This is a genomic window from Paenibacillus mesotrionivorans (assembly GCF_046098205.1).
In the GTDB taxonomy this organism is placed as follows: domain Bacteria; phylum Bacillota; class Bacilli; order Paenibacillales; family NBRC-103111; genus Paenibacillus_AR; species Paenibacillus_AR mesotrionivorans.
Map to the genome: position 1 here is coordinate 105,205 of NZ_JBJURJ010000019.1, position 15,894 is coordinate 121,098.

Consider the following 15,894-nt stretch of genomic DNA (forward strand, 5'->3'; position numbering starts at 1 on the left):
GGACAGCTCGTTGCTGCAAGTGTAACAGGAAACCTCCTGACCGGCAACGGCCTATTCCATGCAGATGATCATCCTGGCGGCATACATCCCCTCCGCCTCCGCGGTGAGTACCACACGCCCCGCCTCCCCCGTAAACCGGAGCACCGTGCTTACCTGTCCGTGGTACAGATGCATCCAGCTCCGATCGTACGGTTCACTAGAGCACAGATCCCCGTTGTCTACTCCCGCAATTTCCGCCGGTCCGCTCACTTGGAAGGTCACCTTGGCACTTTCCCGGAACACGGGAATCCCCTCCGCATCCTTGGCCCGGACCGTAAACAGCTTGTGGACCACATCCTTACGATCCACGCTGATCTCCTCCGCATCAAATTCCAGCTTCACCGCCGGGGCTGCAGTCTTGAGCGTATAACGGCAAACCTCCTGCCCGCCAATCAGCCCCTTCACCACAACGGTGCCAGGCAGATAAGGGAGGTAACCCGTAATCATCCGGTTGGGGAATTCGAAGGGTTTCTTGACATGAATCAGCTTGCCGTTCAGCTCGACAGTAGCCTCCTCGCAGTTGGTAGCAATCATATACGGGATGACCGTTTTGTTAAACTGCGGGAAGCTCCAGTGGCTGGCATACCGCGGCGCATCCCAATGCTCCTTCACCCCTTCATCCGTCAGGGAATAGTCCAGCACCGCCATGTACACCATTGGCTTTTCCGACCAGTAGCTTTCATAGAGATAAGACAGCGGCTTGCGCTCACTGTTGGTCCAGAACAGGGACCCTGCCCAGCCTTTGGCCGGATAACCCATGGATTCCCCCAGGTAATCGATGCCGGTCCACAGCATTCCTCCTATAACATAGTCATGCTTCTCCACGTCCATCCAGGGAACATCCTCGCTGAAGTTCTGCATTTGATCGGGATGCCCTCTGAAATACTGGTAGGTTTCCGTCCCGAGAATCAGCTTGTCGGGAATCGCCTCATGAATAGCGGGATACCATTGCTCCTGGTAGTTGCAGCTGATTACATCCACAATATCGGCAATCCGCTTGATCCGCTCGATCCGGTGCTCCAGATTATAGATTTCCGTGTCGCTGACCTCATCTACAAACTGCTGGATGTCCTTCACCTTGGACAGGTCCGCATTGCTCTCATATTTAAAATGGGGATTCATCGCATACGACACCGGCCGGGTATCATCCAGGGTTAACAGATGACTTTTCAGCATACGCAGAATCTGCAGCATGGATTCCTGCCCCTGATTCTCCACCTCATTGCCTACACCCCACATGAAGATACAGACGTGATTGCGGTCCCGCTTGACCATACACTCCAGATCATATTGCCATTCCGTCTCAAAGTATCTTCTGTACAGCCCGCCGACCCACTTGTCGAAGGGCTCCTCGTATACCAACAGCCCGATTTCATCACAGATATCCAGAATTTCCGGCGCAAAAATATGGTGGGCTGTACGGATAGCATTACAGCCTATCTCTTTAAACTTCACCAATCTGTCCCGCCAAATTTCAGAGGTGACAGCAATGCCCAGACAGCTTGCATCCTGGTGGATGCACAAGCCTTTAATCTTCACCGGTATACCGTTGATGAACATTCCCTTGTCGGGAACCATCTCGATTTCCCGTACGCCAACCCGCAGGCTGTACGTATCCACTATTTCGTTTCCTTCATATAAGCTCAGCTCCACCTGGTACAAATACGGCTGGTCGGGACTCCACCGTTTCACATCCGGAATCTCCAAATGGATGACCCCGTTCTCCGATTCACCTGTCAGCCGTATATCCCCATCCGAAATGACGGCCTTCACCAAGGAAAAAGTGCCTGTGGCAATCGAAACGGAAGCACTGCTGCCCTGTACCGCATATTTCACCTGAATCTCTTCCGGCTTCAGATGGTTGCGGTGCAGCTCCAGCAGCTTCACCGTCCGGTAGATGCCCGCGCCGGAATACCAGCGGTCCGCCGGGAACGAGGTGTTGTCCACCTTAACCAAAATCAGATTTTCCCCTTCATGAATCACACCCGTTATATCCAGCGTAAACCGGGAATAGCCGTATTTATGGCCCCCCACCTCCACACCGTTCACCCAAACCGTGCTGTTTTCATACACTCCTTCAAATTGAAGCTGATACACATGCCCTTCGGTAACAGCCGGAATCATCAGCTTTTTCCGGTACCAGCCAATTCCCCATCTGTCCCGGAAGCCTTGAGCCGCTCCCTGCTTCATATTGGTATTAATAGGAGCGTAAATCGCCCAATCATGGGGCAGCTGCACAGGCTGGAAATACGGGTCCTGCGGCTCCAACAAGGTAAATTCCCAATCCTTCATAATAGCCGTTTCTATCCGGCCCATCTGTAAACCCTCCTCTTGCGTTCTTGAAAGCTTTGTTATATTTTGATTATATTAAACACGAATACAGCCAGCAATCTGAGGATATTAAGCATTATATTAAAATATTAAGGGTTGATCGCCGATGAAACGATACATGTCAGTCATTACGGAATCAGACAGGGAGCTTCCTTATTACCTGGTGGATGCGGGGCATCAATGGAACCAGGAGCACATCGTCCGGCCTAACGGATATTTGTACCAATGGATTCAATGTGTCCAGGGTGAAGGGGAATTGATTACCGGCGGCAAAACCTGCCGGCTGAAGGAAGGCTCCGGCATGCTTCTGTTTAAGGGCGAGCCTCACGAATATTACGCCATCAGCTCCACATGGATCACGGACTGGATTGTGTTTGACGGCAGGCAGGTTGGCCCTTTCCTGCAGCAAACGGCCGGCATCCCGGGCTCCTGTGCCTTATATGTGTCCCGGCCGGATATTCTCTTAACCCGGGTCCAGCAGCTTCTGGATATCGGCCATTCCGATGCTGCCCTTAAGAGCCTCAAAAGCTCCGCCGTGATTTATTCCCTTCTGACCGATATCATGCAGCATACATCCGTGCATCCTAACAACAGCCCAACCAATCTCAATTACAAGCTGAAGCCGCTTTTCCAATATATTGATCACAATTACGGGAAGCCGCTCACCCTTGACGCTATGGCCGGTATTGCCGGCATGACCCCGCAGCATTTATGCACCGTCTTCAAGAAAACCACCAACATCCGGATTTTCCAATACATCAACTCGGTCCGGATCCAAAAAAGCAAGGAGCTTCTGCTGCAGCATCCCCATATGCAAGTGAAGGAAATCGCTTTACTCTCCGGCTTTGAGGACGCCAACTATTTCTGCTCCGTCTTCAAGAAGCAGGAGCAAATCAGCCCCAACCAATTCCGAAAAATTCATCACTGAAAAATCAAAAAAGGCCTCAGCCCGGAGGCTGAAGCCCTTTTTACAGATAGAAAACTACTTGATCAGGTTTGACGGCCAGTTTCCGTACCATGAATAGCCTGTTCTTCTCTCCTGCTCAATGTCACTGAGCTTGTACTTCACAACGCCGTCACGGCCCACAAAAATCGGCTTGTTGGTGCCAATTTCATAGAACCGCGCCCAAATCGGAGTGGTTACGCTGGGGTCTTGCACAACCACAACATCATCCGCTGTTTTGACCACTTTGATTCCGGTAATTTTCACTGCCTTGAACCAGTCCACAGCAGCATTGATGGAAGCGGTGATTTGTGTCGTGGCGGTCCTGGTTTTCAGGAAGTTAACAATCGCCACGCTTTCGCTTGAGCAGAGGGAAGGGACCTCATACGCTCTGGCCCCTGCCGGCTTCAGGGTGCTGGCATCATGCTGCTGCCCCCATACCGTCAGCTTGCCGTTGACCGTAACCTGGGTTTTCAGGATGCAATCAATGGCTTTATCTACGGCTTGTTTGCTCTTGCCGGCCAAGGTGCTGTCGATGAAGGAGAAATCGCCCTTTTTGCCCGCAACCTCATCCAACAAAATGACTACATTCACCATAGCATTGTCATTGTAGGTAATATGGGTATGATAGTCTGTGCTTTTGTAGATTTGGGGAAAGCCGCCATTGGCGTATTGCATACTGAGCAGGAAATTGATGCCCTTAATAGCCGCAGCCGAATATTGGCTGTTGTTGGTTTTTTTGAATTCCGCCGCCAATCTTCTGATTTCCGTGTATGTAGCCTTATTGTCAATGGTGGACTTGGCCCAATCGCCGCTAGTGACCGAATAATCCTTCTTCCAGCCGCCGTCGGACTGCTGGTTTTTGATAATGTCGGCAATGCTGGCTGTGGCGCCGGATGCATCCGCAGCATATACGGTTCCTGTCGGATGGAGAATAACGGCCGGTACAGACAAAGCCATCGTAAAGGCTACTGCAATGGCAAGAGTGCTTTTTTTCAAATTGAACATGTTCATCTCATTGATTCTCCTTTGTTTGTATGAATAATTGAACTGCTCTTCAACCGTGCCGGTTGTGAATCACCGCCTTTTTGTTAGCGTTTACATATGGACAACTTGATTGTATTCCAATATCTTCCTTTTGTCAATTATCGCCAATAAGAAGTCAAATATAATGAAATTTCTTTAAATTATTATATATTATTGATAATAAAAAGACTTTAAGCAGAAATCCTGCTTAAAGTCCCCTCTCGTGTTACTTCTTCTGCCCGCCCTGGAATTGCGTCTCATCCTGCTTCACCCGGGCCCCCGCTTCCTTCGCCTTTTCCAGCAGCTCCGTGGCGTCATCCTGCGGCTTATAGCCGATAAGGTCCTGCAGATAGTCAATATTATAGTAGCTGTCGCTGTTGGCCGACGTGCCGTACAGGTTCACATACCTAAGTTGGTCGTTTGCCTCGATGCAGCACGTGACCAATTGGGTCATATCCCGCTCGGAGATCCAAATCTTCCCGGCGCGCTCCGAATGGGGGCGGTCATCTCCGGGGAAATTGCCGATTCTAATATTAAACGAGGAAATTTTGCCCTGATCCGCATACAAACGTCCCAAGAGCTCAATATAACATTTGCTCAGGCCATAAAAGCTGTCCGGGCGGTAGGGATCATCGGGATCTACCTTCTGTTCCGTCTTATAAAACCCCGTCGCATGGTTGGAGCTGGCAAACACCAGCCGCCGAACCCCGTTGCCCACCGCGGCTTCAAACAGCTTATACGCATTGCTGACGTTACCGTTTAACACCTTGCCCAGAAAATCATCCTCATCCTTGATCCAGGCAAAATGCAGAATTGTATCCACACCTTTGGTGAGGTCGGCCAGCTGTTTCTCGTCCGCAACGTCCGCCTCCAGGATTCCCTGGTCCTCATCCGCTTTGATGTCTACCCCAATAACGTCATACCTGCCGTCCTGCTTCAGATTGTTGTAGATAGCATTTCCGATTACACCTGCAGCCCCAGTAAGCAGAAGCTTGCGTTTCATCTGAAATCATCCCCTTTCTATGGCTCATATCTACTTTAACCCAAACAGAAAGGAGTCAAGCCTGCTCATCCAGTATTTCGATGTACCCGTCTGTGCCGTTAACGCGGATCCGCTGTCCGTCCTTAATCAGCCTGGTGGCATTCTCCACCCCCACTACAGCAGGCAGGCCGTATTCCCGTGCGATAACCGCTCCGTGGGTCATAAGACCGCCAACCTCCGTAACCAGACCCTTGATGGAAATAAACAAGGGGGTCCAGCCCGGGTCCGTAAAGGAGGTGATCAGGATATCCCCCTCCTCCAGGTCCGCATCCTCCAGGCTCAGAATAACCCGTGCTCGCCCCTCTGCCACCCCGGCGGATACAGGCAGCCCGATAACCGCCCGGTCCGGGAGATTCTCCCGCTTGTACGCCCCCGTCACAATTTCACCTTCAGACGTCATCACTCGGGGAGGAGTCAGCTTTTCATAACCCCGGTATTCCTCCTTCCGCCTGCCTATGATGGCATAATCAAGACGTTGTGTACGCACAGCCTCATGAAGCTCCTCAAACGTCAGGTAATACATGTCGTCCTTTTCCCGGATCACCTGAGCCTGCACCAGCTGCTCCGCTTCCCTCAGCAAGGCTTGCTTGTAAATCAAATAACGGCAGATCATTCCGTATTTGGGGTATTCCCTGAACCCGCTGCAGGTCCGTAGAATACGAATCATCCGTTGGGCTTCTGCTGCTTTTTCGCCGCCGTCAGGCAACAGCCTGATCCTCTCCAAGAGCTCCCGCTCCTTTTCCCGGGCTGCCTGCTGCCCTTGCTCATATTTCCGAATGCCGGCTTCAGGGCCGAATTGCTTGAGATTCCCGAGAAGCAAAGGAACCAGCGCAAGGGGATGTTCACTCCAGCGTGTTCTTGTGATATCGATCTCACCGGGGCAGCGCATCCCATATTGGCCGAGAAAATCCCCGAAGGCCTCCTTTACTTCCCGGCCTCCCTCCAGGGGATCAAGCTCCTCCAAAAAGCAGCTGCTTTTTGCCTGCTGCAAATAAGCGATGACCTGCGGATATGGACGAATAACATCCGCCAGCTCCAACAGGGCCAAGCCCATCTCCGAGGTGATATTATGGGGTACGGATTGGGACAGTATATCTGCCGCACCCTTTTCCCCCAACCATTGATTCATGTGCTCATTCAACCACACCGAAGCATTCATTGCTGCCATATACACACTTGCAGCCTTCGGATCAAAGAGGAATTTCTTCAGCACAGGGATATCCCCCAGAATAAAATCAAACAAGTCAGGGCCGGATTTGGCCGATATAGTCTGTTTCAGCTCTGCGATGGAGTCTTCCGTCTTTCTTATTAAAGCGGAAACCAGCTCAGCGTCCGGTTCAGGCAGCGGATGGGTTTCGGGAAGCGGATTTTCCCGTTTGCCCGCAGAGGACGCCTCGTTGATGTCAGACGGCAAGGGAATATAATCCCGTTCAATCAGATTCAGAAGAGCGTCCTTGATCAACGGGTCGGACTGGCCGAAGGAGGTTAACAGCATGTCTCTGGTGGCGGGTGAAGCCAGCATGGGGGCCACATCCACAAACAGCCTGCCACCTGCTGTACGCATACGTGCAGGAGTGACCATCAGATAAAAAGACAGCCCCAACGGTTTGATCGGGTCCGTCATCATTTGCTGGTGGCCCACAGACAAATAAACCTGCCTGCCCTCGTCCTTCGTTTCGGGAACCGGAAACAAGGTAGTGATAGGACGGCTTTGAAGGATATAAAACACCCCGTCTGCCAACCCCCATTCAATATCCTGGGGGCAGCCGAAATACGCCTCAATTCTTCTTCCTATACGCGCCAGCTCCAGAATCTCCCCGTCCGTTAGCGCCGGAGATGTTTGGCGGGCGGGGTCAACCGGCCGGATTTCCGTTCCGCCTTCCGTCCGGGCATAAACAGCCTGGTGTTTGGCAGCCAGACGTTTCCCGGTGATATGCCCATTCTGCACGTTATAACAATCTGCCGAAACCAGGCCCGAAACCAGCGCCTCCCCAAGTCCAAAGCCGGCATCAATGGACAGTACCGTGCGGTTGAAGGTGACCGGGTCTGCGGTGAATAATATGCCCGAGGCTTCGGGAAAAACCATTCTTTGAACGATTACGGCTGCATAAACCTGGTGGTGCGGAAAACCGTTCTGCATGCGGTAAACCACAGCCCGGTCCGTAAACAACGAAGCCCAGCACTGGCGGATATGCTCCAGGATAGCAGCCTTGCCTCTGATATTCAGGTAGGAATCCTGCTGCCCCGCAAAAGAAGCATGCGGCAAATCCTCAGCCGTCGCACTGGACCGCACGGCATATGCATGCTCCTCTCCCAAGCGGGACAGATAACCGCCAACAGCATCTGTGATCGCAGCGGGAATTTCCACCTCCGTAATGGCATGGCGGATTTTACTGCAGATTTCCCGGACAGATTCCCGGTCTTCCGGCTTCAGTATAGCCAGCTGGTCAAGCAAAGCATGATAAGCTTCGTTGTGTGCGGTTGCTTGCTGGAACGCCTCCGTGGTGATGCAAAAGCCCTCCGGTACAATCACTCCTTCCAAACGTGACAATCTCCCCAGATGCATCCCTTTTCCGCCGACCAAAGCCAGCTGCGTTTCATCGATTTCCTGAAACCCGAGAACCAAAGAGCCCATTCGAATCTCCCCTAACCTCTGAAATGAGAAAACCGTTGACAAGAGGGCGCAGACATGATACGATTAAAATGTAAGATAAGATACTTCTGTCTTCTACTCGGTAAAAACGCAGTAGTGATCCGATTATAGCATTGGGTTTATGGATTTGCAATTGAAATGTAGAACCTGCTTTTGTGCAGGTTCTTTTTTGCTTTCCAGCGGGGATTGCGGGCGCCAAAACAAAGAAGCAGGTGGCCCTTGCACCTGCTTCAAACTTTTAGGACAAAAGCACATGAGCCTCCATAGGCTCCAAAGCGCTGGTTGTGTCCAGATAGATAAACGCGTTATACCGTTTGGGGATGATCGTAGGCACATAATTGCCCCGCTCCCGCTCCGGATGATACACGACCCCGATGGCGCGGTGGCCAAGGGTCGTCTGCTCCAGTAACCGCGCTTCTTCCTGTCCAAACAGGAACAGCTTATCCTCAGGACCGATGCGATGCAGTATTTCCTCCCAGCTGTTCAATTGGGCTTCCGGTACGGTCATCATCTCCGGCGGTTCTCCCCAACTGCGCGCCGCGGTTACCGTCCCCCGGCAGGTTCCGTAGCCGATTGCATATACGGCATCGAGTCCGTGATGCTCCCGCAACAATTGGCCTACGTTAACCATCCCGTCCTCCGCCATATCAGTGGCCCGGGCATCGCCGATATGGGTGTTGTGCTCCCAAACCACAGCCCGGGCAGTCTCTCCATAAAAGGCTGTAAGCTTCTCCAGCGCGGATACCATATGGCGGTCCCGGACATTCCAGGATTCAGCATCATGACGGATCATGATCCGGTAATACGCCTCGGCGTTCCGTACGGCCAAGGCATTCATCTCCCCGTTTAAGGCACGCTCCCGCTCATCCACGCTTTGGGCTTCCTTCCATTTATCCTGCAGGCCGGCAAGAAGCTTCACCACTTCATCCTCGCAGCCCTCCCCATACAGAGAAGCCGAAATGCCGTATGATTGCCCGTCCCTGTTAAAAGGGTCAAAACATTCGAAGGCGCGTTTCGCCGCCTCCAGATCTATCCCCGGACGGAACCGCAGAATGTTCAGAATTTCATCCATCGATTCCCAAAGGCTGTACACATCGATCCCGTAGAAGCCAACCTTCTCTTCCCGGGGTTTATCCTTGTTATATTCCCGTAGCCATTCCGCAAAGGCGGCCACCTCTCCGTTGGCCCACATCCAGGTTGGCCAACGGCTGAAGCCCTGCAGCGCCTCATACACATTGTCCGCCGCGTCCGGGCTTCCCTTCACATACCGGTTCAGAGCAAAACAGGCAGGCCAGTCCCCCTCCACCGCTACGAAGCGGATACCGCCGCCGGTGATCAGACGTTTGGTCAACTCAGCGCGGTCGCGGTAAAATTCCATCGTCCCGTGGGAGGCCTCCCCGATCAGAATATACTTGGTGGCACCTGCCCGATTTACCAGCTCCTCCCGGACTCCTTCTTCGGCATACGGCTTGGCCAGCTTCTTGATTTCATGGATCAATTCATTCTCCATCGTCCGCCCCCTGGATTTTAATTCCTCCTTTGTTCGGCAGTATTGTCCCCGGCGGGACCCGCTTTATACGAAACAAATTTGCAAGATCGCTCCAGCGGCAACAATCCCAATAGGGCAAATAGCATTCATCATTCCTGGTTTCCCCGCGCAGCATGGAAAAGCTGCCGGAACAATGAAAACGTCCGGCAGCTTCAGGTGATTCTCGCGGACACAGGGGACCTTATTCGTTCGAAAAAGGAGCTCCACCGTCTCCAGAGCTGCAATTAGCGTCACTGGAGTCCGTCCCATCTGCAAAACACCCGTTTTGTCAAAATAGCGTCTTACCGGTCCGTTACCGCCAGCCAGCATACCACCGCTAGTTATACCTCCAGCGTGAAGGAGGCCAGTCCGGCGCTGCCGGAGCCGGTATACGTCAGGTAGATGGCCTGCACGCCATCGGGTATGGCGATATCCGCTACATATTCCTTCCACACATTGGTGAACACCACCGGAATCTCGCCCAGCACCGGGCCATCCCATGCGGTTTTCACCTGGAAGCTCCCGCGGCAGTAGCCCCGTACCCGAATTTTCACCCGTTTGACTCCCTCACAGTGGAAATACTTAAACCCGGCCGTTGCGGAATCCAGCATATTGGCGATATAACCGGGCTCTTCATCCCCGTCCTTGCCATCCTGGGTAATTCTGGGGAAGCGGCTGTCCATCCAAATCCCCTCACCCCCCACATACTTGGCCTCATCCTTGTAGAACAGATTGCAGGCCAGATAAGCGGGATATTCTCCCTTTCCCGCCAATGGCCCGTCGTTCAGCCCGCAGGAGGTCATCTCCACCTGAGGAATCGAACCGTCCGGATGAAGCCGAAGCCGTTCCGCACAGCCCTGGCGGCTGAAATGGGTGCCGTTGGTCTGGCGGTGGTAGAAGATGTACCACTCCCCGTTGATTTCCGCCAAGCCCCCATGGTTGTTGCCGCCGTAGAACATGGGTTTATCCGCAGGTTTATAAGAACCGATATGCAAATCATTATTGCTGACGATTACGCCCCTGTATACGAAGCCGCCTGTGGGAGATGGGCTTGTGGCATAACACAGCTCATGCATCACCACGGAGGAATAAACGAAATAATAGGTGTCCCTTATTTTGCGGATGGAGGAAGCCTCGAAAAATTCATGCCCCTCAAAGCCGCTGCCCCCGCTATAAGGCTGACTGGGCACAAGTGTGGCCGGCTCCTCCAGAACGGTCAGCATATCCGGGCCCAGAACCGTCACGCTGGCGCCTTTCCGGGATCGGTCTCCCACCGCACAGAAGCCCGTATAGAGGTAGGTTCTATCCCCTTCTGTCAGCACAGCCGGGTCAAATTGAGGCTCGTCCCCCTCCTTCTCCCCCAGGCGGGTGCCGTCGGCATACGACACATACCCGTAAAATTCATACTGCCCTGCCGGTTTGTCACAAACCGCCACAGAAACCACGGATACCTTATCCAGCACGTAATACAGATAATACCTGCCGTCCGGCCCTACGGTCACATCCGGCGCATAGAGGCACATGCTTCCGTCCCGGTTCAAGGGATCCTCGGTTTTGGGGTAGATGACTCCTTCATAACGCCAATCGCCCAGATCATCCACCGGCGCAGACCAGCATACATAGTCGTTCAAGCAGAACACATGCCCGTTGAACCGGTCATGGGAGCCGTACACATATACCCGTCCGTCATAGAAATGGGGCTCTCCGTCAGGAATATATTCCCAGGAGGGCAGATAGGGGTTTACACCTTGCTTTTTCATCGTGACCCTCTCCTTATCGTGCGTATAGAACGCGGATGGCCGGCTCCCCGGTTAAGGCTGCGGCTGCACCACCACTTGAATCGTACATGCAGTCAGCGCCGGATGAACATCCCGATCCCCTGCCACATCGAAGACAGGCTTGTCCTGCTTGTTGAAATGAACGCGGTGCATGGCCGAGCTGCAGACTCCATGCTTCACCAGCCGCTCCTCTCCGTGATACAGAATGTAGACGGTGCCGTCTGTATCCCGGAAGAAGGAATTATGGCCGGCGCCGTATAGTCCCTTAAGAGAATAATAGGACAGCACAGGTGTGCCTGCTTTGGTCCAGTTGGCGGCTTCCAGACAGTCTGCTCCGTGCGGAATGCTCAAAAGCCCAACGGAATAGGTGTAGCCCCTGGCCGCCCCGCCGGAATAGGCCAGATACACCGTATCCTCCGTCACCAGCGGATAAGGGCCTTCGTTGTTGATGGTGCCTTGAATGTTCTCCCATCCCAGCAGCGGCCGTGTCAGCAAGACCGGCTCACTGGTCAGCACAACAGGATTCCTCGCCTCCACCGAAGCGATATAGATCATAGAACCGGTATCCATGGATGTTCCGATGCCCTTGCGGTAGGACCAGGCTACATAGGAGGTTTCACCGCTCCGGAAATAGGTCATATCCAGAGTAATTCCGTCCTCAGCCAAAAATCTGCCGTTAGCCCGCCTTACCCGCTCCGGTGATTGCCAATCTGCCGCCTCCATGATGCTGCCACCCTTGCGCAGCTTCATCATATGGCATTGCGGCCCCCACTGACGGCCTCCAACGGCAAACAGGATATACAGTTCACCGCCGATCACATGGAATTCGGGCGCCCAGAAGGTCTGGATGAAGCCCCGCTCCTCATCCACATCCAGAATGACGGCCTCCTTAAAGCCGGGTGCGAATAATGCCTCCAGCGTATCCGCCTCCCGCACATACAACCCGATATCATTCATATTGTCATTGGTTGCCAGAAAGTAATATTTGCCTTCCCACGGAAGAATCACCGGGTCGGCATACCCTTCGGCTAACGGGAACAGGAAGCGGCGGTTCGCCACAGTACCGCTTACGGTGTACACACCAGGCCGGGTAAAATCCACCCCGCTGACATCCCAGTCGACCTGCTTCTCGTCGCTGGACCCGTCGGAATAAATCGCCGTGGCCGTTACTGCCTTCACTTGCTCGACGGAGGAAGCGCTAATCTGCTCCGGCACTCGGGTTTCCGTGTGATGAAGCGGCAGCCAGGCGGCTTTGACCGTTTCCAAGGTTTTGCCGTCCACAGACAGCATATTGCCCAGGAGAATACCAGCCATAGGCGCCTCAACAGCGGCGGTCAGCCCTGCATCCGCCACCGCCGTTCCCTCTGCCCGAGAAATCCCGTCCGGCGCAGCAAGGTCTGCCAGTCTGTTTACATAACTCTTGCCCGTTTCATCCCGCCAGCGGATTTCATAGATCTGCTCCGACGCGTTATATTCACAGACCGCCTCCTTCACGAAGGCCTCCGGATGCAGCCGCAGCAGACCGCAGCTCTGAAACGTGGCCAGATCCGTCGATTTCCAGAGCAGCAGCTGCCCCCTGCTTTCCTCATCAGGGGCGCCGGTTTTATCCACCCGTACGGCCACAAGCCCAAAGCCGCCCTCTGCCGTCTGGAACAGATACGGTTGCTGGACCCCTTTTTCCTGAATCACACTCCGTTCGTCCACTGTTGCTTCCGCAAACAGAATACCGTAATTGCGGTTCAGCGGCTGAAACTGTTCTCCCCCCTGGCCCAGGGCCAAATGAATGCTGTTGGCGAGAGATTCCGTATAGTCATTGTCCGGTTGACGTGTATATACGAGGATAACATCCTGCTGATTGGAAAATTCCATGAAAGATCGCTCCTTACTTTATGGTTTCACCTTTACCGTCAGGCTCAGCTTTCGATGGGAACGGTCAATATCCTTGTCCTCCGTCATATCCAGCACGGGGAACCCGTCCTTGTGGAAATGCACCCGCCGGATGCCCGTACTTCTGGGGCCATCCTTGCCCGGACGGGCATGATAGGTGTTCCATACCATCCCCGAGTCGTCCTCCACGTAAGCGTTATGGCCCGGTCCGTATTCTCCTGGAACGGAAAAGGCGGTTAACAGCGGGTAGTTGCCTTTGGTCCAGTTGGCGGCATCCAGCAGGTCGGCATCCTGGCGGATGGACAGATAACCCACACAATAGGTGTAATCCACCAGCGCACTGGAGAAGGTGATGTAGAGGGTATCCCCGGCAAATAACGGATATGGCCCCTCGTCCACAAAGGTATGGTTATTCGCCCAGCTGTAATCCGGCTTGGACAGCAGCACCGGGTCGGAGATCAGCTTCCACGGAGCCTTCTTATTGATTTCGGCAATATAAATCCAGGAGCCCAGATCGACAGGCTTCAGGTCCCGCTGGGCCCATACGGCATAATATCTCTCACGGATGTAAACCGTGGTCATGTCCAGGGTTAATCCGATGTCGCTCAGCACCTGGCCGCTGCTCTTAAGAACCGGCTCCGGCTTCTCCCAATCTTCCTTGTTGCGGATATCTCCGCCCGGCTTCAGCTTCATTACGTGGCAGCGGATTTGCCCGAAACCCTCGGGACTGCTGGCCAGGAATATGTATAATTCCCCGTCCACCTGATGAAACTCGGGGGCCCACAGGAATTGGACCATATGAGGGTACATCTTCGTGTTCAGAATCTCATATTCGGCAGCCGTGGCAAGCTGTTGGATCGTCTCCCCGCGCCGGACAGATATACTGCTGTTATTGTCCGCATCATTGGTGGCGATGAAATAATAATATCCCTGCCACTTGAAGATACACGGGTCCGCCCTGTTGATGGACACCGGGAAATAAAAGGAGGGTTGATTCACCTCTCCGGCAATCGCGTATTGCCCGGCAGTATCCCAACGGATGCCATCGGCCTCCCAGGTAACCGGTTTATTCACCGTAGTACCGTCGCTGTAATGGAAGGCAGCTTGGACCGCATCCAGCTCCTGCCTGAAGGACACCGTGATCTCGTCAGGAAGAGTGACACCGGTATTATACGGCACCATTAATCGCTCCAGAAGCTTCTCCGCCACATGGTCGGGAATGTCCAGCACATTCACCGGCCGGGCTCCTTCGATGGTGGTCGCCACCACCTCAGAGGTGAAGCTTGCCGCCGGCTCCGGGCAAATTTCTTCTCTTCCAAGCTCCGACACATAAGCCTGGTAACGCCGGTTGGCCACATCGCACCACTGCAGGCAATACCGCTCCTCCACGGGCAAATACGTACAGGCCACATGGCGGACATAACCGCCGGTTTTCAGATCCAGAGGCGCCCATTCCGTATACTCCAGGAAATCCTTGGTGGTGAACAGCATGACCTGGCTCTTGCTGGATTCATCCGCCTGGCCGTCGGCTTCCACCCGCACGGCCACCACCCCGTACCCTTCCCCGCCCAGCTTGAAGATGTACGGGTTCGCCAGGCACTTGGCCTTGAGGGTACGGTTCTCTTGTTCTGCTGCCTTGACATAAAGCACACCGGTATTGTGATGAAGCGGGATGAAATCGCCTTCATTCATACTGACAGCAAGATGCATGCTGTAGGCCAGCTTCTCCTCGTAAAGCCCGGCTGGTTGCCGGGTATATGATAAAAGCTGATATTTCTTTTCGAATGACAAGGTATACACCTTCCTTTAGATGGCTTATATACCTTTTTATTATAAAGAAAACCATTGACGATCGTCCATGATCTATAGTAACTTAACGTTGATCTATTCTGACATCGAGGAGAAAATAATGGAGAAAATCTTCTTTGCGGATAACCATGCGGAGCATAATGCGGACTTCGTCTTCCATCAGCCCCACGGGCATGACTGTTGGCTGCTGATTCTCACCAAAACCCCGGCGATGATCCAGGTGAACGGGCAGCTGAAGCGGTACAACAAAAACCATGCCGTCCTGTTTCGCCCGGGCCAGCCTATTAAATATACCGCCTGCGCCGAAAGCTACATCAACGGTTGGATCCGTTTTAATTTAAATCCCAGCTTTTTCGACCTGTGTCCCATCGAATACGGCATGCCGCTGCATATGGCCGACTACATTCAGTGTCATCAGCTGACGCAATTGATTGCCCATGAGCATGCAGGCGGAAACAGCGCCTCCTCCATTTATTTATTGAAGGCGCTGCTTATGATTCTGAATACCAACCAAACCCATGAGAAACGAACCGTCGAGGATAAGCTGTTCAACCTGCGCCAGGAAATAGAGTGCAACCCCGGCTTCCCGTGGACGGCCACCTATATGTCCAGCCTGGTCAACCTGAGCGAAGGCTACTTTCACCGCATGTACAAAAAAATGTTCGGCAGCTCCTGCATCGACGATGTGATCGAAATGCGGCTTGCCCTGGCCCGCAGCCTGCTGACCACCCGGCAGATGAAAATCAACGAAATCGCCAGCCAATGCGGCTATAAAAATGGGGAGCACTTCTGCAGACAATTCCGCAGCCGTGTGGGCGTTTCGCCCCAGCAATACCAGGGGTTATGATGCTGTTTATT

Annotated in this window: 10 protein-coding genes; 2 read left to right on the forward strand and 8 right to left on the reverse strand. The window is 53.4% G+C overall.

All coding sequences use genetic code 11. The features are described from left to right. Window positions 1–51: 51 nt before the first annotated feature. Window positions 52–2,355, reverse strand: a complete 2,304-nt coding sequence (locus ACI1P1_RS24950; protein ID WP_416219193.1) for a sugar-binding domain-containing protein — start codon at window positions 2,353–2,355, stop codon at window positions 52–54. Window positions 2,356–2,476: 121 nt separating this feature from the next. On the opposite strand from ACI1P1_RS24950, the gene ACI1P1_RS24955 reads away from it, so the two are divergent. Beyond that, window positions 2,477–3,298, forward strand: a complete 822-nt coding sequence (locus ACI1P1_RS24955; RefSeq protein ID WP_416219195.1) for an AraC family transcriptional regulator — start codon at window positions 2,477–2,479, stop codon at window positions 3,296–3,298. 54 nt (window positions 3,299–3,352) lie between these two features. Here ACI1P1_RS24955 and pelA read toward each other — a convergent pair whose 3' ends face one another. From pelA to ACI1P1_RS24990, 7 genes are all read right to left on the reverse strand, one after another. Beyond that, complete coding sequence (pelA, locus tag ACI1P1_RS24960; protein ID WP_416219196.1) at window positions 3,353–4,327, reverse strand: pectate lyase; 975 nt, start codon at window positions 4,325–4,327, stop codon at window positions 3,353–3,355. Between the two features lie 238 nt (window positions 4,328–4,565). After that, window positions 4,566–5,342 (reverse strand): NAD-dependent epimerase/dehydratase family protein, encoded by a 777-nt coding sequence (locus tag ACI1P1_RS24965; protein WP_416219198.1) that lies wholly within the window; start codon window positions 5,340–5,342, stop codon window positions 4,566–4,568. A gap of 55 nt (window positions 5,343–5,397) precedes the next feature. Further along, window positions 5,398–8,016 (reverse strand): phosphoenolpyruvate synthase, encoded by a 2,619-nt coding sequence (ppsA, locus tag ACI1P1_RS24970; RefSeq protein ID WP_416219199.1) that lies wholly within the window; start codon window positions 8,014–8,016, stop codon window positions 5,398–5,400. Between the two features lie 256 nt (window positions 8,017–8,272). Then, window positions 8,273–9,544, reverse strand: coding sequence for an erythromycin esterase family protein (locus ACI1P1_RS24975; protein ID WP_416219200.1), 1,272 nt, complete (start codon window positions 9,542–9,544; stop codon window positions 8,273–8,275). 359 nt (window positions 9,545–9,903) lie between these two features. Continuing rightward, window positions 9,904–11,322, reverse strand: coding sequence for a family 43 glycosylhydrolase (locus ACI1P1_RS24980; protein WP_416219201.1), 1,419 nt, complete (start codon window positions 11,320–11,322; stop codon window positions 9,904–9,906). 51 nt (window positions 11,323–11,373) lie between these two features. Then, window positions 11,374–13,209, reverse strand: coding sequence for a family 43 glycosylhydrolase (locus ACI1P1_RS24985; protein ID WP_416219202.1), 1,836 nt, complete (start codon window positions 13,207–13,209; stop codon window positions 11,374–11,376). An 18-nt stretch (window positions 13,210–13,227) separates the two neighbouring features. Further along, on the reverse strand, window positions 13,228–15,018 hold the full coding sequence (locus ACI1P1_RS24990; protein WP_416219204.1) for a family 43 glycosylhydrolase: 1,791 nt from the start codon (window positions 15,016–15,018) through the stop codon (window positions 13,228–13,230). Window positions 15,019–15,136: 118 nt separating this feature from the next. Between ACI1P1_RS24990 and ACI1P1_RS24995 the strand changes: the two genes are divergently transcribed. After that, window positions 15,137–15,883, forward strand: a complete 747-nt coding sequence (locus tag ACI1P1_RS24995) for a helix-turn-helix transcriptional regulator (protein ID WP_416219205.1) — start codon at window positions 15,137–15,139, stop codon at window positions 15,881–15,883. The last annotated feature ends 11 nt before the right edge of the window (window positions 15,884–15,894 follow it).